This window comes from Ruegeria sp. BB5 (assembly GCF_056539405.1).
The window spans coordinates 43,110-66,329 of the sequence record NZ_JBQFUX010000010.1; the positions used below are offsets into that span (position 1 = coordinate 43,110).

24 protein-coding genes, 1 other RNA gene and 1 riboswitch are annotated in these 23,220 nt (G+C 58.6%); of the genes, 14 read left to right on the plus strand and 11 right to left on the minus strand.

Annotated elements, in window-relative coordinates:
• Positions 1–4 precede the first annotated feature (4 nt).
• Together ACR0DL_RS18245 and ACR0DL_RS18250 are read right to left on the minus strand one after the other, a co-directional pair.
• Positions 5–1,843 (minus strand): extracellular solute-binding protein, encoded by a 1,839-nt coding sequence (locus tag ACR0DL_RS18245; RefSeq protein WP_480648774.1) that lies wholly within the window; start codon positions 1,841–1,843, stop codon positions 5–7.
• A gap of 236 nt (positions 1,844–2,079) precedes the next feature.
• Positions 2,080–2,589, minus strand: coding sequence for a c-type cytochrome (locus tag ACR0DL_RS18250; RefSeq protein ID WP_170351131.1), 510 nt, complete (start codon positions 2,587–2,589; stop codon positions 2,080–2,082).
• A gap of 119 nt (positions 2,590–2,708) precedes the next feature.
• Here ACR0DL_RS18250 and ACR0DL_RS18255 point away from each other — a divergent pair, with 119 nt between their 5' ends.
• On the plus strand, positions 2,709–3,542 hold the full coding sequence (locus ACR0DL_RS18255) for a prephenate dehydratase (RefSeq protein ID WP_170350990.1): 834 nt from the start codon (positions 2,709–2,711) through the stop codon (positions 3,540–3,542).
• 10 nt (positions 3,543–3,552) lie between these two features.
• Here ACR0DL_RS18255 and ACR0DL_RS18260 read toward each other — a convergent pair whose 3' ends face one another.
• Genes ACR0DL_RS18260 through nudC form a run of 3 tightly spaced genes read right to left on the minus strand, consistent with a single transcriptional unit; the run spans position 3,553 to position 5,519 of the window.
• On the minus strand, positions 3,553–4,020 hold the full coding sequence (locus ACR0DL_RS18260; protein ID WP_480690637.1) for an N-acetyltransferase family protein: 468 nt from the start codon (positions 4,018–4,020) through the stop codon (positions 3,553–3,555).
• 10 nt (positions 4,021–4,030) lie between these two features.
• On the minus strand, positions 4,031–4,498 hold the full coding sequence (locus ACR0DL_RS18265) for an SRPBCC family protein (protein ID WP_170350991.1): 468 nt from the start codon (positions 4,496–4,498) through the stop codon (positions 4,031–4,033).
• A 40-nt stretch (positions 4,499–4,538) separates the two neighbouring features.
• Positions 4,539–5,519, minus strand: a complete 981-nt coding sequence (nudC, locus tag ACR0DL_RS18270; protein ID WP_170413785.1) for an NAD(+) diphosphatase — start codon at positions 5,517–5,519, stop codon at positions 4,539–4,541.
• Positions 5,520–5,708: 189 nt separating this feature from the next.
• On the opposite strand from nudC, the gene ACR0DL_RS18275 reads away from it, so the two are divergent.
• Complete coding sequence (locus ACR0DL_RS18275) at positions 5,709–7,589, plus strand: bifunctional 2',3'-cyclic-nucleotide 2'-phosphodiesterase/3'-nucleotidase (RefSeq protein ID WP_480690639.1); 1,881 nt, start codon at positions 5,709–5,711, stop codon at positions 7,587–7,589.
• A 39-nt stretch (positions 7,590–7,628) separates the two neighbouring features.
• Positions 7,629–7,727: signal recognition particle sRNA small type (gene ffs, locus ACR0DL_RS18280), an RNA gene on the plus strand.
• Positions 7,728–7,759: 32 nt separating this feature from the next.
• On the opposite strand, the gene ACR0DL_RS18285 is transcribed toward ffs, so the two are convergent.
• Positions 7,760–8,617, minus strand: a complete 858-nt coding sequence (locus ACR0DL_RS18285) for an alpha/beta hydrolase family protein (protein WP_425081839.1) — start codon at positions 8,615–8,617, stop codon at positions 7,760–7,762.
• A gap of 135 nt (positions 8,618–8,752) precedes the next feature.
• A riboswitch (cobalamin riboswitch) is annotated at positions 8,753–8,973 on the plus strand.
• An 83-nt stretch (positions 8,974–9,056) separates the two neighbouring features.
• On the opposite strand from ACR0DL_RS18285, the gene ACR0DL_RS18290 reads away from it, so the two are divergent.
• Entirely contained in the window at positions 9,057–9,464 is a 408-nt protein-coding gene (locus ACR0DL_RS18290; protein ID WP_170553047.1) for a hypothetical protein, read from the plus strand.
• A gap of 1 nt (position 9,465) precedes the next feature.
• Here the strand turns inward: ACR0DL_RS18290 and ACR0DL_RS18295 are convergent, their stop codons facing one another.
• Positions 9,466–9,960, minus strand: coding sequence for a protein-tyrosine phosphatase family protein (locus tag ACR0DL_RS18295; RefSeq protein WP_170553050.1), 495 nt, complete (start codon positions 9,958–9,960; stop codon positions 9,466–9,468).
• A gap of 133 nt (positions 9,961–10,093) precedes the next feature.
• On the opposite strand from ACR0DL_RS18295, the gene ACR0DL_RS18300 reads away from it, so the two are divergent.
• From ACR0DL_RS18300 to recR, 3 genes are all read left to right on the plus strand, one after another.
• Positions 10,094–11,854 (plus strand): DNA polymerase III subunit gamma/tau, encoded by a 1,761-nt coding sequence (locus ACR0DL_RS18300; protein ID WP_480690642.1) that lies wholly within the window; start codon positions 10,094–10,096, stop codon positions 11,852–11,854.
• A 165-nt stretch (positions 11,855–12,019) separates the two neighbouring features.
• Positions 12,020–12,364 carry a YbaB/EbfC family nucleoid-associated protein gene (locus ACR0DL_RS18305; protein ID WP_170350997.1) on the plus strand — a complete coding sequence of 115 codons (345 nt, stop codon included), beginning with the start codon at positions 12,020–12,022 and terminating at the stop codon, positions 12,362–12,364.
• A 64-nt stretch (positions 12,365–12,428) separates the two neighbouring features.
• Positions 12,429–13,022, plus strand: a complete 594-nt coding sequence (gene recR, locus ACR0DL_RS18310; RefSeq protein ID WP_170350998.1) for a recombination mediator RecR — start codon at positions 12,429–12,431, stop codon at positions 13,020–13,022.
• Between the two features lie 75 nt (positions 13,023–13,097).
• Here the strand turns inward: recR and ACR0DL_RS18315 are convergent, their stop codons facing one another.
• The gene (locus ACR0DL_RS18315) at positions 13,098–13,535 is read right to left on the minus strand and encodes a hypothetical protein (RefSeq protein ID WP_170517032.1); all 438 of its coding nucleotides are present in this window, start codon (positions 13,533–13,535) and stop codon (positions 13,098–13,100) included.
• A 214-nt stretch (positions 13,536–13,749) separates the two neighbouring features.
• Between ACR0DL_RS18315 and ACR0DL_RS18320 the strand changes: the two genes are divergently transcribed.
• Entirely contained in the window at positions 13,750–14,238 is a 489-nt protein-coding gene (locus ACR0DL_RS18320; protein WP_480690644.1) for a hypothetical protein, read from the plus strand.
• Here the strand turns inward: ACR0DL_RS18320 and ACR0DL_RS18325 are convergent.
• Positions 14,235–14,864, minus strand: coding sequence for a ribonuclease T2 family protein (locus tag ACR0DL_RS18325; protein WP_480690646.1), 630 nt, complete (start codon positions 14,862–14,864; stop codon positions 14,235–14,237). The two genes, ACR0DL_RS18320 and ACR0DL_RS18325, sit on opposite strands and share 4 nt — an antisense overlap.
• A gap of 130 nt (positions 14,865–14,994) precedes the next feature.
• Here ACR0DL_RS18325 and ACR0DL_RS18330 point away from each other — a divergent pair, with 130 nt between their 5' ends.
• Both ACR0DL_RS18330 and ACR0DL_RS18335 read left to right on the plus strand, forming a co-directional pair.
• Positions 14,995–15,756, plus strand: a complete 762-nt coding sequence (locus ACR0DL_RS18330; protein ID WP_170351002.1) for a DUF1013 domain-containing protein — start codon at positions 14,995–14,997, stop codon at positions 15,754–15,756.
• Between the two features lie 54 nt (positions 15,757–15,810).
• Positions 15,811–16,203 carry a hypothetical protein gene (locus ACR0DL_RS18335; RefSeq protein WP_170362307.1) on the plus strand — a complete coding sequence of 131 codons (393 nt, stop codon included), beginning with the start codon at positions 15,811–15,813 and terminating at the stop codon, positions 16,201–16,203.
• Between the two features lie 38 nt (positions 16,204–16,241).
• On the opposite strand, the gene ACR0DL_RS18340 is transcribed toward ACR0DL_RS18335, so the two are convergent.
• Positions 16,242–17,273: a permease gene (locus ACR0DL_RS18340; protein ID WP_480690648.1), complete on the minus strand. Its 1,032-nt coding sequence runs from the start codon at positions 17,271–17,273 to the stop codon at positions 16,242–16,244.
• Positions 17,266–17,574: an ArsR/SmtB family transcription factor gene (locus tag ACR0DL_RS18345; protein ID WP_170328866.1), complete on the minus strand. Its 309-nt coding sequence runs from the start codon at positions 17,572–17,574 to the stop codon at positions 17,266–17,268. Before ACR0DL_RS18345 ends, ACR0DL_RS18340 begins: the two co-directional genes overlap by 8 nt.
• A 136-nt stretch (positions 17,575–17,710) precedes the next feature.
• Here ACR0DL_RS18345 and pdxR point away from each other — a divergent pair, with 136 nt between their 5' ends.
• The 4 genes from pdxR to ACR0DL_RS18365 all read left to right on the plus strand — a co-directional run bounded on the left by pdxR (position 17,711) and on the right by ACR0DL_RS18365 (position 23,206).
• Positions 17,711–19,171, plus strand: a complete 1,461-nt coding sequence (gene pdxR / locus ACR0DL_RS18350; protein ID WP_170398329.1) for a MocR-like pyridoxine biosynthesis transcription factor PdxR — start codon at positions 17,711–17,713, stop codon at positions 19,169–19,171.
• A gap of 125 nt (positions 19,172–19,296) precedes the next feature.
• Entirely contained in the window at positions 19,297–21,075 is a 1,779-nt protein-coding gene (gene xsc, locus ACR0DL_RS18355; protein ID WP_170378348.1) for a sulfoacetaldehyde acetyltransferase, read from the plus strand.
• Between the two features lie 5 nt (positions 21,076–21,080).
• Entirely contained in the window at positions 21,081–22,103 is a 1,023-nt protein-coding gene (pta, locus tag ACR0DL_RS18360) for a phosphate acetyltransferase (RefSeq protein WP_170378346.1), read from the plus strand.
• Between the two features lie 80 nt (positions 22,104–22,183).
• Positions 22,184–23,206 carry a YeiH family protein gene (locus ACR0DL_RS18365; RefSeq protein WP_480690651.1) on the plus strand — a complete coding sequence of 341 codons (1,023 nt, stop codon included), beginning with the start codon at positions 22,184–22,186 and terminating at the stop codon, positions 23,204–23,206.
• Positions 23,207–23,220: the final 14 nt, after the last annotated feature.

Genomic DNA, 23,220 nt, shown 5'->3' on the forward strand with positions numbered 1-23,220 from the left:
CGGATTACCTCAACGCGCCCGAGGATTTCAACTCGGCTTCTTTCTCGGCGTTGATCCACCACAGGTCTTCCACGCCCAACGCATAGGGTGGCAGGTTTTCCGGGTATTCGTACATGTCCCAATACGCGACCCAATATTTGCCCAGATACCATGTCGGAACCATGATCCGCTTGGCCCTCAGAACACGGTCCAACGCGCGGACATTGGCGAAAAGCTCCTCGCTTTCGGTGGCGGCAACGATGTTGTCGATCAATGGTTCAATATCGGGACCATGCGCACCCGACGGGTTGAATACAGAATACGAGGCCGCCTCGGTCCCGAATTGCTGATACAGGCCAGTCGAAGGCTGCAGTGATTTCGGATACCCGCCGACGATCATGTCAAAATCCCGATCCCGGCGGCGCAGCGTGAACTGGGCATTGTCCACCCGGTTATACAGCGCGTCGATACCCATTGCCCGCAGGTTGTCGACAAAGGGCTGAACAATGCGGTCCAGCGTCGGCTGGTCCGACAAAAACTCGATCGACAACACTTCGCCCTTGTCGTTCCGGCGAATGCCGTCATCACCAACCAGCCAACCGGCCTCGTCCAACAGCTTCATCGCCGCGCGCAGGTTGCGACGGTCGTTCTGACGCGCCGGGCGCGATTCATGGGCGCTGACCGGTTCCTCGGTCAGAACGTCCGGGTCCAACGCATCGCCGAGGCTTTGCAGCACCTCCAATTCACGCCCTTCGGGCAGGCCAGTCGCCTCAAGGTGCGTACCTTCCCAGAACGAACTGCGCTGTTGGAACAACCCGTATTGCAGGCTTTCGTTGGTCCATTCGAAATTATAACCAAGCTGGATGGCTTCGCGAACACGCGGATCCTGCAACTGTGGGCGATCAAGATTCATGATGAAGCCCGACGCAGATGGCACGTTTCCATTCGCCAACTCGTCCCGAATGACTGAGCCGTTCGCAATGGCCGGAAAATCATAGGCGGTCGCCCAGCTTTTCGAGTTGTTTTCCTGCCGCAACGTGAACGTACCTGCCTTGAATCCCTCCATCGCGGCTATCGAGTCACTGAAATACTCGATCCTGATGGTGTCATAGTTGTTGCGACCCACGTTTACGTTGACGTGATCGCCCCAATAATCGGGGTTGCGTTTGTAAATGATGCGCCGGTTGATGTCATAGCTGTCCAGAACATAGGGGGCCGATCCAACCCCCTGAACCAAACGCGGTTCATCCAGACGCCGGTTTTCCGGGTCTGCTTCGAACCAGGCTTTGGAAAACACCGGCGTTCCGCCCACCTGCGAGATCAATGCCCGGCGCGAGATATCCGGTGCGAAATAGAATTTGACCCTATGCTCATCCAGTGCCTCGGCGCGTGGGATACGTTTGCGCACCGCATCTGCATAAGATTTCAGCCCCTGATCCAGCAGCAGATTGTGGGAAAACACAACATCCTCGGCGGTCACGGGGCTGCCGTCGGAAAACCGGGCCTCGGGCCGCATGTTGAAAATAACCCAATCCTGACTTTCCGGGTATTCCAGGCTTTCGGCCAACAACCCGTAATAGGCCGCGGGCTCATCATAGGATGGAACCAGCAGGGTTTCGTATTGGTCAGCAGACCGCGCACCCGCGCGCCCTTTCCGCGTAAACGGGTTTAAGCTAGAGAACGTGCCCTGCGCCGCATAAGAAAGCTCTCCCCCGCGCGGAGCGTCGGGGTTCACATAGTCGAAATGAGCAAAACCTTCGGGGTATTTCAGATCGCCGAATTCCGAGAATCCGTGGCTTTTGATTATCTTTTCTTCCGCAAAAAGTTGAGCCGATGTCAGCATGACCACAATCAACCCGAACATCAAAGCGTGCGACCAACCCTTAATATCCACCGAGCGCGCCTGTGCAGTAAGTCGATTGGATATCATTTTGCTCATCCTCTGGGTCGTTGTGTCTTTTATCTTGTTCGCGCCAGCTAAATGACCAGCACTGTCAGGTTCAAGTTTAGAATGCGTGAACACTTTGTGAAGTTTTTCTTAGGCAAAAAAAAGCCGCTGCGCGAGGCAGCGGCTTTGAAAATCATGCTTTGATCAAAGGATCAGTTGCCGATGGTCTGCAGATACGCGATCAGATCGGCGCGCTCTTGCGGTTTCTTCAGACCGGCAAAGCTCATCGAAGTACCCGAGATGTAAGCACTTGGGCGCTCGAGGAACGCATCCAGCGCTTCGGGAGTCCAATTGCCGCCATGGGCCTGCATCGAGGCTGAATAGCCGGTGAAGCCGTTGGCAGATGCAACCGGGCGATCTACGACACCGTACAAGTAGGGGCCGGTACCGTTTGCGCCGTCCTCCAGCTTGTGGCAGGCGGTGCATTTACGGAAGACACGGGCGCCTTTTTCCGGATCGGCGGCGGCCAGCATATCTTCGAAGACCACTTCTTCACCGTCGGCGCTTTCACCAGCGCTTTCGGTTTCGATAATGTAAGAGGCTGTCTCGCCATGCCCATCCGCATGGTAAAGAACTTCGGCACCCCATTTGGCCAGAAGAAGCACCAGGAAGGTGCCAAACAGGCCTGCGGCGGCCTTGGTAACTGTCATCGTGTCGAACATTGATCGCGAGTCCATTTCAGCTGTCTGCGGGGTGTCTAAGGCTTCCCCTTGCAAGAGGCAAGGTATAGACACCGCGACTAAACGCCCAATTGTAGAACTTGTTGCACGGAATCGACCAAATGAGCAATCGTATCGCATTTCAGGGAGAACCAGGCGCCTATAGCCACGAGGCCTGCCGCAATGCACGCCCCGATATGGAGGCCCTGCCCTGCCGTACTTTCGAAGATGTGATCGAATCGGTTCGGTCAGGCGAAGCTGATCTGGCGATGCTGCCGGTCGAAAACACCACCTATGGCCGGGTGGCCGATATTCACCGCCTGCTGCCCCATAGTGGGCTGCACATCATTGATGAGGCCTTCGTACGCGTGCATATCAATCTGCTAGCCGTCCCCGGGGCAACGCTTGAAGATATCACCGAGGCGCATTCGCATTTGGTTCTACTGCCGCAATGCGCAGGCTTTCTGAAAGAACACGACATTCGCGGCCGCGTCAGCCCCGACAACGCGCGCGCCGCGCGTGAGGTCTCGGAGCAAGGTGATTTGCATTCTGCGGCACTGGCCAGTGAGCTGGCGGGCGAAATCTATGGGCTGAACGTGCTGGCCCGTCACATCGAAGATCAGGACAACAACACCACGCGGTTCCTGGTTATGTCGCGGCAGGCGGACATGTCCCGACGCGGCCCGCATGGCATGATCACCAGCTTCGTGTTTCAGGTGCGCAACATTCCGGCTGCGCTGTACAAAGCGATGGGCGGCTTTGCCACCAACGGTATCAACATGACAAAGCTGGAAAGCTATATGGTCGACGGGTCATTCACCGCGACCCAGTTTTATGCCGATATCGTCGGGCACCCCGAAGACCGCAACGTGCAGCTGGCCATGGAAGAGTTGGAGCATTTCACCACCAATGTCGAAGTACTGGGCGTCTACCCCGCAGCGCATTCGCGCGGGTAAGCGCCTGATTTCATCCAACTGTGTAGGCTTTGCACACAGCCCCTTCGTGTGATCTGTAATCGATAAACCCCATTGCGGAGTAATAGGCCAAACCTTCGGCGTTACTCGCCGCAATGGTGGCGTCGATGGCGGGAATGCCCTGCTCTTTGGCAACCTTCAATGTCGCCTGAAACAAGGTCCGCCCCACCCCGCAACGCGCGGCCGAGGGTCGAATGTGGGTACCGATGATTCCCCAGCCGACTTGTACTCCGTAAGGATTGGCTGCGACCGCCCGTTTCATGGACTGGAACCCCAAAATTCGGTTTTCGCTGAGTGCCAAGACACATGTCAACTGATCCGGGTGCCCGACATAGTTCGTCAGTACAAAGCCCGGGTCACTCGGTCTTGTGCGTTTTCCGGCAGCAGTGATTTCACGCAACACGTCTGAAATGCCTTGGACGTCGTCCCAACCGGCCTGTCGGATGATCAAATTGTCCATTTGCCTCCTGTCAGGAACCGTGCAGATGGCGTTCTTCCATCTCGCGCGCGAACTCGCTGAGCCGCAGTTGGAATTGTCGTCGGAACCGCGACTGGCCCAGTCTCAGTGACTGCAGCAACAACCGGGCCGGCAGCGTTTTCGCCGCCAGCGCCATCTCGACACTCAAGCGGGTGCGGCGCTGCGACAAGGCCAGAAACTCGACAGTTGTTGTCCCGTTCATGCCCTTGCTGGCTGCCTGAAACCGCATCAAGGCAGGCGGGTCGCATTCAGCCATCTCAATCGCAACATGGCGGGGCTTGCCACGCAGGTTGAACTCGGTTTCCCACTGCGTACCGGGCACAACACCCATATGACCCGACATGCGCCTTACTTCGATCCCCCGGCGCATGGCCATGCGTTCGAACCGCTCAAAGTCAGCGACCATTTCGAACACCGCATTGATCGGGGCTTCGATATCTTCGCGTGCTGTAAACTGCATGATGGTTCGTGGGTCTCTTGTCTATTGGCCTAGTATTTTGTCAGTCCAGCGTATCCGCAAGCCAGTTTTGCAGCAGGAAATGCGCAATGGCCCCCTTGCGAGCTGGCAGCAGGACCGGGTGTTCCCCGGCAAAGGCCTGCATCATCTCGGGCTTGCTGACCCACATTGCATCTTCGATTTCCACCGGATCAATGGTGATCTCGCGCGACAACGCCTCACCCGCGCAACCAAACATCAGCGAGGCCGGGAATGGCCAGGGTTGGCTGGATAGATAGCTGACCGGGCCAACCGGCACGCCTGCCTCTTCCATCACCTCACGTCGAACCGCTGCCTCAAGCGTTTCTCCGGGTTCGACAAATCCAGCCAGCAGGGAATACATCCCTTCGGGCCAGCCCGGTGATCGCCCCATCAAAACCGAATCCCCATGGGTGATCAGCATAATGACCACCGGATCGGTGCGCGGAAAATGCTGCCCGCCGCATTCGGCGCAACTGCGCTGCCATCCAGCTTGGGATACTTCGCTGGGTGCGCCACAACGGGCACAGAACCGATGCGTTTCGTGCCAGCCAATAACGGCCTTGGCGGCCGCAGCCAATTCCGCATCGCGGGCAGACAGTCGGGTCATGATCCGGCGCAACTCAGCAAAGACATGGCCTGTTGGCAGGTCCGGGTGCTGCTGTTCCGACGGGTCGATAAAGGCACCGACCTGCGACATGTCCAGCCCCTCGGGGGACCAGCCCGAGATATCCAGCGCAAAAACCGGATCACCGTCTGAAAGTCCCAGAAATACAGGTTCTTCAATACTACCGCCCGGGCCGTTTTGTACCAGTCCGTGGGTCATGGGAATCAACCCCAGGCGGTCCAGTGCTTCCCCCTGAACCAGCGGCTTACCACGCCACAGCAACAGGCAGGTCGCTTGCGGATGCGCGCGCACCTGCGCCAAATGGTCTGCATTCCCTCGAATATGCGCCGCGCGATCAAGGCCCGAGCTGCCAAATGTCACCAGTTCCGCGTGTTTCATAGGATTTCCCTTGGGTCGTCGGCACAGGGCTGCCACGGCTGCCCTTTTGTTGCAATGCCAATGTTGCAATGCCAATTCGCACCACCCGAAAACTTGAAGTCGTCAATTGACTAAAAACACGCTATGCAAGTTGCATTTATTATACTTTTTGGAGAAAATGATTAACATATAACCGCCAGAAGTAGAAATTTGACACATCCCCTTCTCCCGTCCCGCGCACCACTGAAGATACGGGTTCTGGCAACATCCGATCTGCATATGAATCTATGCGGCTTCGATTATTATTCGGACACCCCCGACCCCTCAATCGGCTTTACCCGCACCGCCAGCCTGATCCGCGCAGCCAGGTCCGAGGCCGAAGCGCAGGGTGCTCTGGTGGTTCTGTGCGACAACGGAGATTCACTGCAAGGCACGCCACTGGGGGAATGGGCGGTTCAATCCGAAAATGCACCGCACATCCTGATGCAAGCATTTTCCGAGCTGGGTTATGACGCAATCGGGCTCGGAAATCATGATTTCGACTTTGGACTGGAAACGCTGGGCCGTGTGATTGCAGATGCTGCGTGCCCGGTGGTTTGCAGCAATGCACACCGACAAGACGCCCCCTCCTGCTGGCAAGATCATGCGATTTTGAATCGAGAAAAAAAATTTGATGATCAACATGTTGCGCTGAAAATTGGTGCGTTCTCAGTCCTGCCACCGCAGACAGCCAAATGGGAAGCACACCTGCTACAAGGCAAGGTCGTCATCGAAGATATCCTGACCTGCGCCGCACAAAAAGTGACGAATCTGAAAGCGCAGGGTTGCGATTTGATCCTTGCGTTGGCGCATACAGGGATAGGGTCGGCCGAACCGGAAACGGGTTTGGAAAATGCCGTCATCCCGCTGGCCGGTATCGAAGGAATTGATGCGCTGATTGCCGGGCATTCACATCTGACACTGCCCGGAAACGCACATGACGGGATTGAGCACGTCGATGCAAATCGGGGTCTGGTTCACGGAAAGCCGGTGGTCATGCCCGGTGCGTCCGGGTCATTTCTGGGGGTGATCGACCTGACATTGGACAGGGCGGGAAATGGCCATTGGACCGTTCAGGATCATCGCGTCAGTCTGCGGTCGATATGCCCAACCAAACCCGACGGCTCACCCAAGCCTATCCAGGAAGACCCTGTTTTGGCGCGCCTTTTCGCCCGGGGCCATTCGGAAACCCGGCGGCGCACGGCGCAACCCGTTGGCCAGACCGATCAGCATTTGCACAGCTATTTCAGTTTTTGCGCCCCGGACAGAGGTTTGGTTCTGACCGCCGCGGCCCAGGCAGCAGCCCTGCGGCCCTATCTGCTGGACACGTCATTTGCGGATTTTCCTGTTCTGTCCGCGACCGCGCCTTCAAAGTTCGGGGGGCGTGCCGGCCCCCGGTTTTTCACCGACGTCCCGCCCGGCCAGATATGCCTGCGCCATGTCAACGACATGTATGCGTTTCCCAATGAGCTGCAGGCGGTAGTTGTCACCGGAGAGCAGATCAGCGACTGGCTTGAGATGTCTGCAGGCGTGTTCAACCAGATTACGCCGGGACATCAGACCACATTGGTCGACATCAACAGGGCGGGGCATAATTTTGATATTATACAGGGGCTTACTTATCAATTTGATCTCTCTCAACCGGCTCGGTTCGACGCTGGCGGTCACTTGATCGACCCCGTCAACCGGCGCATTCGCAACATTCGCTTTGACGGCCAACCGATGGCCGCCGATCAACGGTTCGTCGTCGCACTGAACAATTACCGTGCCAATGGCGGGGGTCACTTTCCCTTTGTTGATCAGGCCGAGCCCATCGCGCTGCCGAACCTGCCTGTTCAGCGCGTCTTGCAGGACTATCTGTCCGGCGCACTGCCGCAAGATCCCTTGCAATATGCGTCCTATCCTTTTGGCTTTGCCTCGATGCAGGGCGCGACTGCGCTATTAAGAACCGGTCCGAAGGCACAAACTCACATTGCCGAGCTTGAAGAATATGACCCCCACGTCGTCGGAGAAGACGATGAGGGCTTTTTGCTGATCCGTTTGACGCTCTGACGGGTTGTGTTTCCTGCGCCCGTTGCCTATATCAGACCCCGAGAGGTTGGCGCGGGCGAGCGCCTCGCCAACCTGGTCAGGTCCGGAAGGAAGCAGCCACAACGAGCCCCGCTTGGGTCGATGTCCAACCTCTCACTTAAACTCCCGACATTGAATTGTTGCGAACAGGCCTAGGCAATCAACCGTGGCCAGACAGCCGAATTGCGCCGGGCAAAGGCACCGATATGGCCAACCTCGGACAGTCCGAACTCGGCCGGAGACAACAAATGGCGGCGTGCGTTGGGCCCGTACAGATCAGCCAGCCGCCAGACCGCGTTCTTTGGCACCAGATCGTCATCCTCAAAGCTGAACAGATCCACTGGTGTGTCTGACTGTGCCCAGCGGGCCTCGGGCAAGGACACGCCGATTTCGGGCAGGTAGTTGCGCGGCGCAGTACACCAGCGGCGCCACTGCCAATAGACACTGGCAGGCAGGTTCGATCCGAATCCCAGTGCCTTGCCCGGCAGGTAACCCAGCGCTTTTACGGCCAGGGGCGCGTGTCCGTACCAAAACAGCAAAGCCAACGCCCGATAAGGCCAGGGATGGTCCGACACAGTCACCGGCCCGGCGCAGACGCAGATCATGCGGTCGATCTGATCAATATCGGGCTGAATCGGCCCCAGCATACCGCCGACGGAATGGCCGATGCTCCAGTGCTGCGCGTCGGGGTATCGCCTGCGCATCTCGGCCCGAGCCGCAGGCATGTCGATCAGCGCCCAATCCGCCATCGTGGCCTGAGCTGACTTCAATGGCCTGCTCTGCGAATGACCGAAATCGCTGTAATCATAGGTCAGACAGGCAATGCCATGTTCCGCAGCCAACCAGCGTGCGAAGTGCTGATAATAGTCGCGCGGCACTCCGGTGGCGCTGTGGATCACCACTGCGATCCCAGGTTCGGCCACCGGCAGGTACAGCCGAGCCGACAGTTGGGTCGAACCAGAAGGAAACTGAAAATCCTCGGTTAAAACAGCTTGTGCGGTATCCAGCATGGCGCCCTCAATCTGAACCGATTAGTTCACCACCCCAAACGGCATCTTTTGCCACCCTAAGTCAATCCTGTTTCCGCATGACCACGCGTCCACTTTGCCCCACCAAAAGGCGGCTTGACTCAGGTCACCCCTACCCGCTAGCGATTGGGTGATGGTTCTCGTCCCCGGTCCCCGGGGCGGGATGAAAAGGGAACACGGTGCGGTTCTGCCCGGAATACCGGAACGAACCAAGGCCGCGACTGCCCCCGCAACTGTAAGCGGTGAGCAATGCCGAAACACCACTGGCCGCAAGGCTGGGAAGGTCGGCAACGCAACGACCCGCAAGTCAGGAGACCTGCCATCGAACAAGAAACCGAAACTCGGGCGGGGTGTCCGGGCAGGTCGTCAGCACGCTGTCACACCTGATCCATGCCCCCGTTCCACGCGCGGAGGGCGCAATATGATCTGGAAGACAAAGACGAACCAGTATTCCGCAACCGTTTGCCAACGCACCGGAAAAACCTGTCCGGCGCTGGCACAGATGGCGCGCGCGATCGTGCAGGCGATGGACGCGGCCGTTCCTGCGACGACGTTTGATTTTGAGTTCGACGGCAGCACTGAGCTGGCCTATTGCACGCAAGGATGCAGCGCACGGTTTCGCGCTCAAAAAGACCTGATCCGGGTCTTTTGTGGAACAAGCGAGGATGCGCCCCTCGAGTCGCTGGATGCTTACGCAGATATGATGTTCGGCCCGGATGTGACCATGCGCCCCGCAGGCATGCTAACCACCCCCCCCTGCGCCATGCTTGAGGTCACAGCGATCCCGCCCAACCCGGTGGCACAGGCAGAGCGGCAGGTGGCGCTCTGATCTAGCCGCGCGTCCGCCCAAGGGCTGCCCATTCCATCTGGCCGTCGGTCTCGACGGCGCAGGACCGCACCGCCCGCAAACGGGCCAACGCTGTCTCGGGGTCTTCGCCATGCTCGACCATAAGGCGCAGCACGATCATCCCGGACCGGCCACAGCCGCCCCGGCAATGCACCAGCACCCGCCCCCCGCAGGACAGGATATCAGTCGCCGCAGGGCTGACACTGCCCCACGCCGCGTCAACCTCAGGAGGCGGCGTACCGAAATCCGCAACCGGCAGATGCACCCATGCGATATTGAGTGCGTGCAGGTCTTCGCCAAGCCCACTTGCGCCCTCTTGCAGTATTTCGACCTCGGTGGTCATCGAGATCACAAGATCCGGCTGCCAGTCGCGGATCATTCCCAAGTCCCGCGTATACCCGCCACCGCGCCCCGGAAGGGGCGACAAGGCAACGGTGCCGTTTCCAATCTGAACTGAATGAAGTGCGAACTGGCTCACTACGGACCCTCCCTGATACTCGCTTCTAAGGCGTGCAAATTGTGCTGCAAACCGAAATTCACCCAAGCCTGCTGTGGACGCGGGCGGCGGGGGTCTCTACGCTGCATCGGAACCCGAATCCGACAGAGCAGATATGAACGACACGCCCAGCCCCGCCTATCAGGTTCTTGCCCGCAAATACCGCCCGGAAACTTTTGCCGATCTCGTCGGTCAGGATGCCATGGTGCGCACGCTGAAAAACGCGTTCGAGGCCGACCGCATCGCGCAGGCCTTCATCATGACCGGCATTCGCGGTACCGGCAAAACCACCACGGCCCGGATCATCGCCAAGGGCATGAACTGCATCGGCCCCGATGGCGAGGGTAAGCCGACCACGGAACCCTGCGGCCAATGCGAGCATTGCGTGGCCATTATGGAAGGCCGCCACGTCGATGTGATGGAGATGGACGCCGCCAGCCGCACCGGTGTGAACGATATTCGCGAGATCATCGACAGCGTCCGCTATCGCGCCGCCAGTGCGCGCTACAAAATCTATATCATCGACGAGGTCCACATGCTGTCGACCAGCGCGTTCAACGCGCTGCTCAAGACGCTTGAAGAACCGCCCGAGCATGTGAAGTTCATCTTCGCCACCACCGAGATTCGTAAAGTGCCAGTGACGGTTCTGTCGCGCTGCCAACGGTTCGACCTGCGTCGGATCGAACCCGAGGACATGATCAGCCTGCTCGGCAAGATTGCGGCGGCGGAAAACGCTCAGATCGCGGATGACGCGCTGGCGCTGATCACCCGTGCAGCCGAGGGTTCGGCGCGGGACGCGACCTCGCTGCTGGATCAGGCGATCTCGCACGGTGCTGGTGAAACCAGCGCCGATCAGGTCCGCGCGATGCTGGGCCTGGCTGATCGCGGTCGGGTACTGGACCTGATGGACATGATCCTGCGCGGGGACGCTGCAGGCGCACTGACCGAGTTGGGTGGGCAATATGCCGAAGGAGCCGATCCGCTGGCCGTGCTACGCGATCTGGCCGAGATCACCCATTGGGTCTCTGTGGTTAAAATCACGCCAGACGCAGCCAATGATCCCACCGTTTCGCCGGACGAGCGCGCGCGTGGTCAACAAATGGCCGAGGCCCTGCCGATGCGCGTCCTGACCCGGATGTGGCAGATGTTGCTTAAAGCGCTCGAAGAGGTCTCGGCGGCCCCAAATGCCATGATGGCAGCTGAAATGGCAGTGATCCGGCTGACCCATGTGGCAGACCTGCCCAGCCCGGAAGAGTTGATCAAACGTCTGCAAGACACGCCCCCACCGCCAAATGGCGGACCCGGTGGCGGGATACCGGCGCCATCGCATGCCGCGGTTCAGACGCAAGTGCCGGTGTCATCTTCTTATTCAGCTCCCGCCCATGGTGGGGGCAGCGGCGCTCCCAGCGCGGCGTTGGCGCAGGATGTACAAGCCGCCCTGGCACGTTATCCGACCTTCGATCATGTGGTCGAACTGATCCGCGCAAACCGGGACGGCGTGCTTCTGGATGAGGTCAAGCGGTCTTTGCGGCTTGCAGCCTATCAACCCGGGCGTATCGAATTCCAACCGACCCAGCGTGCCTCGGCCCAGTTGGCGCAACGTCTGGGAACCGCCCTGCAGCGATGGACCGGTAACCGCTGGGCCGTCACTGTCGTCAACGAAGGCGGTGGCGAGACGATCTATGAAAAGGAAAACGCGGCTGAGGAAGCATTGAAGGCAGAAGCCCGCGAACACCCGCTGGTGCAGGCGGTTCTGGCCCAGTTCCCGAAGGCGCGGATCAAAAGCATCGAAACGCCAGAGCAACGCGCAGCCAAGGTCGAAACCGAAGCCCTGCCCGAGGTCGAAGACGAATGGGACCCGTTCGAGGAAGACTGAGCCACTTCAACACACACCCCCGAAATCCTCCCGCACCCGCCACGGGCCCAACGGGAGGAAAGGTCTTTCAAAGACCTTGACGACGGGCGGGAGCAACCCCACCCCCTTGTGCCACACGGGTACCGCCCGTATTTAGGCGACAAAGCGATACACAGGAGAATACCGATGCTCAAAGGACTCGGCGGTCTGGGCGACATGGCCAAGATGATGAAATCCGCGCAGGACTTGCAGGCCAAGATGACCGACATGCAGGAAGAGCTGAACAACATGATGGTCGTTGGCGAATCCGGTGCAGGACTGGTGAAGGCCACCGCCACCGCAAAAGGTGAGCTGAAAGGTCTGGACATCGACCCATCGATCTTTAACGGCGACGACAAGGAAGTGGTCGAGGACCTGATCCTGGCCGCCATCAAGGACGCACAAACCAAAGCGACTGAACGCGCACAGGCCGAAATGGCGAAGCTGACCGAAAGCATGGGCCTGCCCGCAGACATCAAGCTGCCGTTCTGATACCCCCTCCTGACGGATCATCGGCCGGGCGCCCCTGCCCGGCCCCTTTGCAGGAGCACCCTCGGTGAGTTCGAACAGCGATATCGACAACCTGATTGATCTGATGGCCAAGCTGCCGGGCCTCGGCCCCCGCTCGGCCCGCCGCGCGGTGTTGCATCTGATCCGCAAGCGCGCCCTGCTGCTGACACCCCTGTCGGACGCCATGCAGCAGGTTGCCATCACCGCCCGCGAATGCCTGAACTGCGGCAACGTCGGCACCACCGATATCTGTGACATCTGCGACAGCGAGGACCGCGCGACCGGAGAGCTATGCGTGGTCGAAGACGTGGCCGACCTGTGGGCAATGGAACGCGCCGGGGTCTTCAAAGGCCGCTATCACGTTCTGGGCGGCACATTGTCGGCGCTGGACGGGGTCGGCCCGGACGAACTTCGCATTCCTCGCCTCAAGGACCGCGTGACAGCCGAAGGGATCACCGAGATCATCCTCGCCCTGAACGCCACCGTCGACGGTCAGACTACCGCGCATTATATTGCCGATCAGTTGGAAGGACAGGTCCGCCTGACCTCGCTGGCGCAAGGCGTGCCGATTGGCGGAGAGCTGGATTATCTAGATGACGGGACGATTACGGCGGCATTGAGGGCGCGGAAGGAGTTGTAACGCCAGTCTTTAAGCAATCACATACTTCGCGCCCAAAACTCAAGACGGTACCATGTCGCTAATTCAAACCTTCACTCATTGAAAATTGCATTGAACCTGAGCTGCAAGTTTCTCAATGTCTTTTTGCGGGGTGTATTTTGCGAGTGTGCGGCCCTGCGTTGTGCATCCGGACTGAGCTACGGCTTTGCGCAATAAGTCCATTCTGGCATCCTTAATTGCTTCAAAATTCAGCGTGAAGGGTCCTCTCATCTTGGCCAGCACCACATATGTCGAGCCATTCACCGTAACCAATCGGAATTTTCCACTGACTTTGCCCGATTTGATTTTCATTGCCCAAGGCGCGCGCCATTTTGACGACGCGATACGCATGGCTGCTTCCGCACCCGGATAGTTTGAGGTGCGATCGGACACATACCATGGAATACCGCTGGGCGTTGCCCGTAAACCCGATCCACCATTGCTTTCAGCAATCCCAGGAACGGCACAAACCAGTAACGCAATTAGGGCGGCCATAAATGAATTTCGAGAGTGCATTATTGTTCTTTCTCCACAAACTTTTCGCGATTAAAAACTTGTAACTATGGCCCAATTGAGGCCTCCATATTCAAAATGCTCGGCAACGCCCGAATAGGTCCAAGATAAATCACTCGGACAGCCAGAACCGGTTCAACTCACTTCTTTCTCCAATATACTGTTCATTAAACCGATCATCTTACGGGAGCTTCCTATGACCCGCCTTCTCGCCCTAACCTTCGCCATCTTCACAGCAACCGTTGCGTGGTCTCAGGAGCTCATCGACAAGGGTTTTGTCGAAGGCTGGAACATCATGATGGACCCCGCGCTTGGAAATGGGTGCCTGATCCAGACGATCTATCAGGATCTGTCGGTGGTGCGTATCGGCTATGACGCGTTGGACAATCGCGGGTATTTCGCCGTCTACAACAAGGCCTGGGGCGATATTGAGCAGGGTAAGAGTTACCCAATCCGCTTCGAACTCGATGGTAAAAGCTTTGATGCCACTGCCATCGGCTTCAATCAGCGTGACGTGCCGGGCGCGACAGTGTTCTTTACCGACCGCAGTTTCGTCAACGCCATCGCGCAGAACAAAACCATGACCGTCTATAACCCGGCCGGTGAGGTGGTGATGGCGATTGATCTCAAGGGCACCGCCAAAGCGCTGGACTATGCCCGCGACTGCCAGAACCGGAAGCTCTAACGAATCGGATCGAACAGCGCGTCCTTGGCTGTGCAATCGCGGATAACGTCGCGGCCACAAGGCACTGGATTAAGGTCGCGCGACAGGCACAGACGGACCTCTTCAATATAGCCCTGCTTGCAGGTGATTGTGATCATGTCCCGCTCTAAACCGGGATTGGCCTTCAAAAACGCCTCTTCGACCACCGAGGCGGGTAACTTGACCGATGTCTCCAATTGGCGGAACACCTGCGGACGCACAACTCCGTCATAAGCCTGCCGAGACAGCGCGAAATAGTCGGGCGCGGACAGCCCCGAACAGGTTCCGTGCTTTTTCCACTGGTGCCACGCCAAACCCGAAGAGCCCTGAATATCCGTCATTTCGCGTGTCATGCGGCGCGTTGGCGGTGCCTCAGCCGTGCGACAGAACGCTGGCCAACCCTGGTAATATTGCGGCCACAACCCATGTAATATCCAACCGTGATCATGGCGCGCATCGCATTGGTCCGACCCGCGCGCATCGCCTTCGCGGGCGCACCAGTTGGGCGACCAGCTTAACGACAGAACGTAATAGTCGAACTCGCCAGCCTTCTCTCCGTCTGCCAGTGCGGCGACCGCGCTCAAGACCCACAAAATCACCCAGCGCATTCGCCTCTTCCCTTCTTGCCTTGCCGCGACTATATAGGCCCCAAGTTCCCCGACAACGGAAACCTGCCCCAAAACCACGGGGCCGCCGAATTCCGGCGACGGGACAGATGTATTTATAGGAGACGGGCTGATGGCAAAACCGCTTATGGCCAAGGCAACAGCCGTATGGCTGGTGGACAACACCACGATCAGCTTCAAGCAGATCGCGGATTTCGTGGGCATGCACGAGCTGGAAGTGCAAGGCATCGCTGATGGCGACGTGGCCGCGGGCGTGAAAGGGTTCGATCCCATCGCAAACAACCAGCTGACCCAGGATGAGATCGACTCGGCGCAGGGTAACCCGCTGCATAAGCTGAAGCTCAAGTTCAACCCCGCTGCCAGCGGTGAAGAAAAACGTCGTGGTCCGCGCTATACCCCGCTGTCCAAACGGCAGGACCGTCCGAACTCGATCCTGTGGCTGGTCAAATTCCACCCCGAGCTTAGCGACGGTCAGATCGCCAAGCTGGTCGGCACCACCAAGCCGACCATACAATCGATCCGCGAGCGCACCCACTGGAACATTTCGAACATGCAACCGATCGACCCGGTTGCGCTGGGCTTGTGCAAGCAATCCGAGCTGGACGCCATCGTTCAGAAAGCCGCGGCCAAGAAGGCAGCCGAAGGTGGCGTCATGAGCGATGACGAACGCCGCAAGCTGGTTTCGACCGAACAGTCGCTGGAAATGGACGCAGCACCCAAGATCCCGACCGCCATCGAAGGTCTGGAAACCTTCTCGCTGTCTGACGAGCCTGTGGAAGAGAAAGAAGAAGAGCCGGTCATCGACGCCGACAGCTTCTTCAACCTGCCCAAAGGCGGGACCGAGGACGAAGACGAAGACGATCTGCGCCCCTAAGGCACAGATTGGCCCCGGTCCGAACAGGCCGGGGCTTTTTTCCGCAGGGATTCCATGCTGACCATCCTGTCCAAAATCTTTGGCCCGCACCGCGCCGTATCAATCTATGCTTTTTTGAAGACATGGGGTTTGTTGGCGGTTGCAATCGTCGGCACCATCTCGATTGCTACCGCATTGCTGGTTTTCAATGACAACGGCGCGCACGAACATGACTCGTACCTGACCGTTTCGGTTCTGTCGGCAACCCCCGTGAACGGTGACTTGAAGAACGGTGTCATAGCCTCGATTCAATTGCCGGATGGGTCGGCCACCTCCATCAACGAACCCAAAGAGCATGTCGCACGAACAGTAGGCACCACAGCCTGTGTCGAAAAACGTGTCTACGTAAACAGCGGAGAGGCACGGTACAGGTTCAAATTGCCGAGCCTATGCGAGGCCAACCAATAAGCAAAACCGCCCGGAGGTATCTCCGGGCGGTTTTTCCTTTAGATCATCTGAAACAGAATACCAGCAATGATCGCCCCGGTAATCCCAAGACCCAGATAGGTGGCAAAGACCCGTGGTTTGACCAGTGACCACACCGCTGCCATCGCCGGGATCGAGCTGACCGCACCCGCGATCATGAACGACATCGCGGCCCCCGCACTCATCCCCTGTTCTGTCAGCCCCGCTAGCAGTGGCGGCGCGACGTAGGAATTCAGATAGGCAGGCATCCCAACCAACGCCGCGATCACGATCGGTACGACACCTTCGCCCCCCACCACGCGGGCGATCAGATCGGCCGGAACATAGCTGACCAACAGCGCCTCTAACACATAAGCCAGGGCCAGCCATTTCAGCAGGAACAGCCCGTTGTGAACGAATTCCGACCGGAACCGCTGACGACGCTCAGCTTCCTGCCAGAATCGCCAGACCGGTTTGTCATCCTGTTTTGGGCCACCACAAGCGCTGCAACTGGCCGGTTTGTAGTCGCGCAGCGGTTGGGCAAAGGCGCCCGAACGCATCAGGCCGCGCACAACGAAACCGCCGAACAGACCCAGCGCCACCGCAGCAACCGCCTTGCCTATCGCAAACGGCCATCCCAACGCACCGGCGGTGATCAACAGGGTTGGCGGGTCAATCAACGGAGAGCTGAGCCAGAACGCCATCACCGCCGACAGGGGCGCACCCAGCGCCAGCAACCCCGCAATGAACGGGATGACCTCACAGGAACAGAACGGCGCCAATCCACCAAACACCGCAGCAAGGAAGATCATCCGCGTCTCGCGCCCTTCAAAGGCGCGCGCGACCATCACCTCGGCCCCGGTCGCCTTGAGGTAGGACAGCAACAAAACGGCAAACAGGATATACTGGCCGGTATGGATCAGCGCCTTACCAGCAAATGTCACGACTTCAACCCAGTTACCAGGGTCCAGAACAGCCACGGCGGCCAGGATTGCAACGATCAACGCCCAAGGGGTTTTGATCAGATCAAGCGCCTTCACGGGCACTTTGGGATTTTGCGTCAGTTCAGCCATCGTTCGCGGCCTTTCCCACTTCGTCCGCGCAGCATTCGGCAAGGATGAACTGCGCCAGATTTCTCAACTCGTCATAGCAGGCACGGTTGATCGTGCTGCGCCCGACTTTCTCTTGTTCCACGACACCGCCAGCGGCCAAAAACCGAAGGTGATGCGCCAAAGTTGACGGTGCTATTCCCGTCCGCTCTTGAATTTCACCAACCGTCAGGCCCGCCTGCCCGGCGCGGACCAAAGTTTTCAGAACCTTCAACCGGGCCTCGGACCCCATGGCCGAAAATCCTGCTGCAGCAGTTTCCCACATATTCGATTTTCCATTTAACTAAATTTCTAGTTATTTAGGTGAATTGAAACCCACCGTCAACCACGGCAACGTGGGAATTTTTGGAAAAGTCATAAGTCCAGATTGCTCATCTTTTAGGTCCACCCTATAAGACCTCATGGCAATATCGGTCGACACATTCTTTCTTGAGCTGAACGGGCAAGGTACGCTGCAGGCGCAGATCCAGCAGATGATTGCCGAAGGCATATTGTCCGGCAGGTTTCATGTCGGGGAAAAGCTGCCCTCATCACGCAAACTGGCCGCCCATCTGGGTGTCAGCCGGATTACGGTGACGCTGGCCTATACCGAACTGCTGGCCAATGATTATCTGACGGCAAAGGGGCGTTCGGGCTATTTCGTCTCGCAAAACGCACCGGTGCCGCCGAAATACACCCCCCTTCAGCGCGGTGCCGAAACCGTGGATTGGGATGCTGCGCTGGCCCGCCGATTCTCGGGCGGTGACATGCTGTCGAAACCACGGGACTGGCGCAGCTATCGCTATCCATTCATTTACGGGCAGGCGGATCGCAATCTTTTTGACCACGCCAACTGGCGCCTGTGTGCCGTACGAGCCCTCGGGCACAAGGATTTCGAATCCCTCACCACCGATTACGTGGATCAGGATGATCCGCTGCTGGTCGAATTCATCGCCCGTCACACCCTGCCCCGCCGCGGCATCGCCGCCCGCCCCGAAGAGATTCTGATCACCATGGGCGCACAGAACGCGCTGTGGCTGGCCTCGCGTATCTTGCTGACCCACAACCGCACCGCGGTGATCGAAGACCCATGCTATTACTCTCTGCGCAGCCTGCTAGAGCATTGGGATTGCGACGTGACTCCGATACCCGTCGACCGCGACGGGCTGCCCCCTGAGACATTGCCTGACACCGCCGACGTTATCTTTACGACGCCCAGTCACCAAAGCCCAACCACTGCAACTATGCCCGTTGAGCGTAGGCACAAATTGCTGGAACGCGCGCATGACCTGGACGCGATGGTGGTCGAAGACGATTATGAATTCGAAATGGCCTTTCTGGGCGCGCCCTCTCCGGCGTTGAAGTCGATGGACCGCGATGGCCGCGTGATCTATGTTGGCAGCTTTTCAAAATCGCTGTTTCCGGGATTGCGCCTGGGATACATGGTCGGCTCGGAACCTTTCATCCGCGAGGCGCGGGCGCTGCGTTCGTTGGTGTTGCGCCATCCGCCGGGGCACATCCAGCGCACCGCCGCCTATTTCCTGTCATTGGGCCATTACGACGCGCAGATCCGACGCATGTCCAAGGCTTTGGCGCGCAGGCGCGAGGCCTTGGACCAAGCGATCGACAAACACGGGCTGACAGTGGCCGGGCGTGGCATCATGGGCGGATCATCCCTGTGGATGTCTGCCCCTGAACACGTCGACACAACGCAACTGGCCCACACACTGCAGGGCCAGAGCGTTCATATCGAACCCGGCGCGCCGTTCTTTTCGGGGCCGGATCAGCCGAAGAATTTCTACCGTATCGGCTATTCCTCGATCCGGCAGGACCGTATCGAACCGGGTGTGAAATTGATCGCAGAGGCCATCCGCGGCTGTTAGCGCCATACTGGACATATTCCGCAAATCCATCTGGCCCTAACGCAGCCCTCCCCCATAGGTCAAAACCGTATGCAAAGGCGGGGCACCGGGCCCGGCCATTCCACACATGCGCGGAGATCACACACATGAAAATGACGACTGAAGAGGCTTTTGTTAAAGTCCTGCAAATGCACGGTATCGAACATGCATTCGGTATCATTGGCTCGGCGATGATGCCGATCTCGGATTTGTTCCCGAAAGCCGGGATCATGTTCTGGGACTGCGCCCACGAAGGTTCGGGCGGCATGATGGCCGACGGTTACACTCGCGCCACCGGCAAAATGTCGATGATGATTGCGCAGAACGGCCCCGGCATCACCAACTTTGTCACTGCTGTAAAAACCGCCTATTGGAACCACACGCCGGTTCTGCTGGTCACGCCGCAGGCGGCCAACAAGACCATCGGTCAGGGCGGCTTCCAAGAGATGGAGCAGATGCGCATGTTCGCAGACTGCGTTGCCTATCAGGAAGAAGTACGTGATCCGTCGCGTGTTGCCGAAGTTCTGAACCGCGTGATCATGAACGCCAAGCGCGCCAGCGCCCCGGCTCAGCTGAACATCCCGCGTGACATGTGGACCCAGGTGGTCGACATCGAACTGCCCAAAATTGTTGATTTCGAACGTCCCTCGGGCGGCGAAGATGCGGTTGCCGCAGCTGCCGAAATGCTGTCGAACGCCAAAAACCCTGTCATCCTGAACGGCGCGGGCGTTGTTCTGGCCGAAGGCGGCATCGAAGCATCGAAAGCCCTGGCCGAGCGTCTGGACGCCCCGGTCTGCGTTGGCTACCAGCACAATGACGCGTTCCCCGGTTCGCACCCGCTGTTTGCTGGCCCTCTGGGCTATAACGGTTCGAAAGCCGGTATGGAGCTGATCTCGGAGGCCGATGTTGTTCTGGCCCTCGGCACCCGTCTGAACCCGTTCTCGACCCTGCCCGGTTACGGCATCAACTACTGGCCTGCGGATGCAAAGATCATTCAGGTCGACATCAACCCTGACCGCATCGGCCTGACCAAGGACGTCAGCGTCGGCATCATCGGTGACGCCGCCAAAGTGGCCAATGGCATCCTGTCTCGTTTGAGCGACACCGCCGGCGACGAAGGCCGTCAGGCGCGTAAGGACCGCATCGCCCAGAAGAAATCGGCATGGGCACAGGAACTGACCTCGATGACTCACGAGGACGATGATCCGGGCACCTCCTGGAACGAGCGTGCACGTGCAGCCAAGCCCGACTGGATGAGCCCCCGCATGGCATGGCGCGCAATCCAGGCTGCGCTGCCGAAAGAGGCGATCATCTCGTCCGACATCGGCAACAACTGCGCCATCGGTAACGCCTATCCGGCGTTCGAAGAAGGCCGCAAGTACCTGGCACCTGGCCTGTTCGGCCCCTGTGGTTACGGCCTGCCCGCCATCGTTGGTGCGAAAATCGGTCAGCCTGACGTTCCGGTTGTCGGCTTTGCCGGTGACGGTGCATTCGGTATCGCCGTGAACGAACTGACAGCGATCGGCCGCGAAGAATGGCCCGCCGTAACTCAGATCGTTTTCCGCAACTACCAGTGGGGCGCGGAAAAGCGTAACTCGACCCTGTGGTTCGACGACAACTTCGTCGGCACCGAGCTGGACACCAAAGTGTCCTATGCCGGTATCGCACAAGCTTGTGGTCTGAAGGGTGTGGTTGCCCGCACTCAGGAAGAGCTGACCGCGGCGCTGAACCAGGCGATCGAGGACCAGAAGAACGGCATCACCACCCTGATCGAAGCCCTGATCAACCAAGAACTGGGTGAGCCCTTCCGTCGTGACGCGATGAAAAAGCCGGTTGCCGTTGCTGGCGTCGAAGCTGGTGACATGACACCGCAAGCCGGGGCCTGATCGCTGTGAAGCCCCTGCGCCAAATACTTGGGGCTGCGACCAGTTCCAAAAAGATCATCGCCCTTGCTGAGGGCGATGATCCACGTGTGGTGGAAGGTGCGCTGAAAGCGCGTGCCGAAAATGCCGCCGATATCATCCTTGTGGGCGATCACGCCAAGATCACCGCCTTGCTGGCGGAAAAAGGCGGATCCGATGTGGACGGGATTACCATCCATGACCCCGCGACATCCCCCCATACAGATCGGTTCGCCACGACCTATTATGAGCTGCGCAAGCACAAGGGCATGACGCCAGAGAACGCGCAGAAACTGATCAGAAGCCGCCTGAACTATGCCGCCATGCTGGTCCACCTGGGACTGGCTGATGGTACCGTCGGCGGTGCTGTTGAAACCACCTCGGACACTGTGCGCGCCGCTTTGCAGATCATTGGCAAAGCGCCCGACGCCCATATGGTGTCCAGCTTCTTTTTGATGATCTATGACCGCGACCACCACGCGGTTCAGGGTGTTCACATCTTTGCCGATTGCGGTCTGGTTGTTGATCCCGACGAACGGGAACTGGCCGAAATCGCGCAGGCATCGGCGGCGTCGTACCACGCACTGACCGGCCAAGAACCCCGTGTTGCCATGCTGTCCTTTTCCACAGGCGGCAGCGCCAACCATCCCAAAGTTTCCAAGGTTGTCGAAGCCACCCGGATCGCCAAAGCCGCAAGCCCGCATCTGCTGATCGACGGAGAGCTGCAGTTCGACGCCGCCTACGTGCCCGATGTTGCCAGCAAAAAGGCCAAGGATTCGCCGTTGAAAGGGCAAGCCAACGTGTTTGTCTTCCCGAATCTCGATGCCGGGAACCTTGGCTACAAGATCGCACAGCGTATTGGCGGGGCGGAGGCCATCGGGCCGGTTCTGCAAGGACTGGCGAAACCAGCAAACGACCTGTCACGCGGCTGTTCGGCAGATGATGTTCTGCACATGATTGCAGTGACCGCCGTTCAGGCCCAGCACGACGATGCCGAGCCCGAGACATGCTGATCCGGAACCAGCATAACTTCGGCGGCATACTCGCCGATGACGCCGCTGCGTCAGGAAGGACCGTCGAATAGATGCTGGCCATGACCCAGATTTCAAATCTTGTCGGTGTAAACGCCACCCAAAAGGCCCGCACCCTTTTCCCGGGCATTCTGGTGGCGATCATCGTTGCTGTATCTGCCAAATTCCTGTCTGAGCATTACGCGACGCCAGCCATGCTGATGGCTCTACTTTTGGGCATTGCGCTTAGCTTTTTGGGGGAAGAGGGTAAAACCGTCCCTGGTATCAGCTTTGCCGCAAAATCGCTGCTACGCCTGGGCGTGGCGCTGTTAGGTGTTCGGGTTTCAATGACGCTGATGATGGGGCTGGGCTGGGACCTGATCGCTCTGGTCGTGGGCGGGGTTCTAGCAACGATTGGCTTTGGCCTTCTGGTTGCCCGATTCTTTGGCCACAAATGGCGCTTTGCCTTTCTGACCGCCGGTTCTGTCGCGATTTGCGGGGCCTCTGCCGCGATGGCCATCAGCGCCATTCTACCCAAGGATGAACGATCCGAAGAGCGCCTGATTTTTACCGTTCTGGGTGTCACCGTTCTATCGACCATTGCGATGATCGCCTATCCAATCTTAGTGCGCATTCTGGGCATGAGCGATGTCGCAGGGGGCGTGTTTCTGGGCGGTACGATCCACGACGTGGCGCAAGTGGTCGGCGCAGGCTTTTCGATCTCGGAACAGACCGGCGATACCGCAACGCTGGTGAAACTGATCCGTGTGGCGATGCTGGCTCCGGTGGTTCTGGTCGCGTCGCTGATCATCCGCGGCGTTGCTGAAATGGATGAAACCGGCAAACGGCCCCCGATCCTTCCGGGCTTTGTCCTTGGATTTCTTGTTCTGGCTGCCGCCAGCTCATTCGGCCTGATCCCGCCTTTCATCACTGAACTGCTTAGCCAGGCATCGCGGTGGCTGCTGCTGATCGCCATCGCGGCGGTCGGCATGAAGACCAACCTGAAACAAATCCTGTCGGTCGGCGGCGCAGCCATTGCCCTGATCGTCTTAGAAACTCTTTTCATTGCAGGAATTATCCTAGCCGGAATAACTTTCCTGACCTGATCCGCCCCGACAGA

Excerpts from the sequence above, each read along its gene's own strand:
- ACR0DL_RS18245 (WP_480648774.1), bottom strand. The coding sequence starts at position 1,843 with ATGTTCGGGTTGATTGTGGTCATGCTGACATCGGCTCAACTTTTTGCG.
- ACR0DL_RS18250 (WP_170351131.1), bottom strand. The coding sequence starts at position 2,589 with ATGTTCGACACGATGACAGTTACCAAGGCCGCCGCAGGCCTGTTTGGC.
- ACR0DL_RS18255 (WP_170350990.1), top strand. The coding sequence starts at position 2,709 with ATGAGCAATCGTATCGCATTTCAGGGAGAACCAGGCGCCTATAGCCAC.
- ACR0DL_RS18260 (WP_480690637.1), bottom strand. The coding sequence starts at position 4,020 with ATGGACAATTTGATCATCCGACAGGCCGGTTGGGACGACGTCCAAGGC.
- ACR0DL_RS18265 (WP_170350991.1), bottom strand. The coding sequence starts at position 4,498 with ATGCAGTTTACAGCACGCGAAGATATCGAAGCCCCGATCAATGCGGTG.
- nudC (WP_170413785.1), bottom strand. The coding sequence starts at position 5,519 with ATGAAACACGCGGAACTGGTGACATTTGGCAGCTCGGGCCTTGATCGC.
- ACR0DL_RS18285 (WP_425081839.1), bottom strand. The coding sequence starts at position 8,617 with ATGCTGGATACCGCACAAGCTGTTTTAACCGAGGATTTTCAGTTTCCT.
- ACR0DL_RS18290 (WP_170553047.1), top strand. The coding sequence starts at position 9,057 with ATGATCTGGAAGACAAAGACGAACCAGTATTCCGCAACCGTTTGCCAA.
- ACR0DL_RS18300 (WP_480690642.1), top strand. The coding sequence starts at position 10,094 with ATGAACGACACGCCCAGCCCCGCCTATCAGGTTCTTGCCCGCAAATAC.
- ACR0DL_RS18305 (WP_170350997.1), top strand. The coding sequence starts at position 12,020 with ATGCTCAAAGGACTCGGCGGTCTGGGCGACATGGCCAAGATGATGAAA.
- ACR0DL_RS18315 (WP_170517032.1), bottom strand. The coding sequence starts at position 13,535 with ATGGCCGCCCTAATTGCGTTACTGGTTTGTGCCGTTCCTGGGATTGCT.
- ACR0DL_RS18320 (WP_480690644.1), top strand. The coding sequence starts at position 13,750 with ATGACCCGCCTTCTCGCCCTAACCTTCGCCATCTTCACAGCAACCGTT.
- ACR0DL_RS18325 (WP_480690646.1), bottom strand. The coding sequence starts at position 14,864 with ATGCGCTGGGTGATTTTGTGGGTCTTGAGCGCGGTCGCCGCACTGGCA.
- ACR0DL_RS18330 (WP_170351002.1), top strand. The coding sequence starts at position 14,995 with ATGGCAAAACCGCTTATGGCCAAGGCAACAGCCGTATGGCTGGTGGAC.
- ACR0DL_RS18335 (WP_170362307.1), top strand. The coding sequence starts at position 15,811 with ATGCTGACCATCCTGTCCAAAATCTTTGGCCCGCACCGCGCCGTATCA.
- ACR0DL_RS18340 (WP_480690648.1), bottom strand. The coding sequence starts at position 17,273 with ATGGCTGAACTGACGCAAAATCCCAAAGTGCCCGTGAAGGCGCTTGAT.
- ACR0DL_RS18345 (WP_170328866.1), bottom strand. The coding sequence starts at position 17,574 with ATGTGGGAAACTGCTGCAGCAGGATTTTCGGCCATGGGGTCCGAGGCC.
- pdxR (WP_170398329.1), top strand. The coding sequence starts at position 17,711 with ATGGCAATATCGGTCGACACATTCTTTCTTGAGCTGAACGGGCAAGGT.
- xsc (WP_170378348.1), top strand. The coding sequence starts at position 19,297 with ATGAAAATGACGACTGAAGAGGCTTTTGTTAAAGTCCTGCAAATGCAC.
- ACR0DL_RS18365 (WP_480690651.1), top strand. The coding sequence starts at position 22,184 with ATGACCCAGATTTCAAATCTTGTCGGTGTAAACGCCACCCAAAAGGCC.